At 43.1% G+C, this 378-nt stretch carries 1 protein-coding gene; it reads right to left on the reverse strand.

Annotated features, from left to right (window positions below):
* Window positions 1-378 (reverse strand): IS982 family transposase (locus tag CXF58_RS01300; RefSeq protein ID WP_145989773.1); only part of this gene is annotated, 378 nt, incomplete at both ends.

Consider the following 378-nt stretch of genomic DNA (forward strand, 5'->3'; position numbering starts at 1 on the left):
CAAAGAGCGATGATTGAGTAGTGCCTCATCTATAGGCTCAAGCAATTGGAGTTTCATAGTACGCCGAAGTTTGGTGATCAACATGGTATCACTGTGTTTTGTGAGCCACTCGTTTAGTGCTTTACTGATATAGCCTCTATCCCCAAACACCTTGCCAAACACAGACGTTGCCATATCCTTAACAGGCACTCTGTCATCGATATTACCCGCAGTGACTTTAACAGATAAAAGCTCGCCCTTATGATTGATAATGGCGTGCAGCTTAAAGCCATAGAACCAGCCCATGCTGCTTTTGCCTCGGGTTGCCATTCTTTCAAAGACTTTATGACGGTAGATACGCTTGTTATGACAAACTGCTATCTTGGTTGAATCAATATA

The organism is Psychrobacter sp. Sarcosine-02u-2 (assembly GCF_002836335.1).
Lineage (GTDB): Bacteria > Pseudomonadota > Gammaproteobacteria > Pseudomonadales > Moraxellaceae > Psychrobacter > Psychrobacter faecalis.